Genomic DNA, 339 nt, shown 5'->3' on the forward strand with positions numbered 1-339 from the left:
CGTGAGGCTTAACCATACAACGCCAAACGCGTTTTATGCGACAGTTTGACAGAAGTTAATATGACTAAAGTAGATATTGCTTAAAGAAAGACTTAAAAAATATTATCAGATATTTTCCAAATTCAAGAGGTGACTCTTAGCGCGTAGCGTTAAAGTTGAGGCACCTTGCGCAAAGAAAATGGTAGCACTACGTGCTTGTCATTAATTCTTTGCACCTAATTTGCTTGGTGACAATAGCGTTTTGGACCCACCTGACTCCATGCCGAACTCAGTAGTGAAACGAAACAGCGCCGATGATAGTGTAGCATTTGCTATGTGAAAGTAGGACATTACCAGGCT

At 40.7% G+C, this 339-nt stretch carries 1 rRNA gene; it reads left to right on the top strand.

Annotated elements, in window-relative coordinates:
- The first annotated feature begins 223 nt into the window (after positions 1-223).
- Positions 224-338 (top strand): 5S ribosomal RNA (gene rrf / locus H5157_RS20730).
- Position 339: the final 1 nt, after the last annotated feature.

Source organism: Pseudoalteromonas sp. SG43-3 (genome assembly GCF_014164385.1).
In the GTDB taxonomy this organism is placed as follows: domain Bacteria; phylum Pseudomonadota; class Gammaproteobacteria; order Enterobacterales; family Alteromonadaceae; genus Pseudoalteromonas; species Pseudoalteromonas distincta.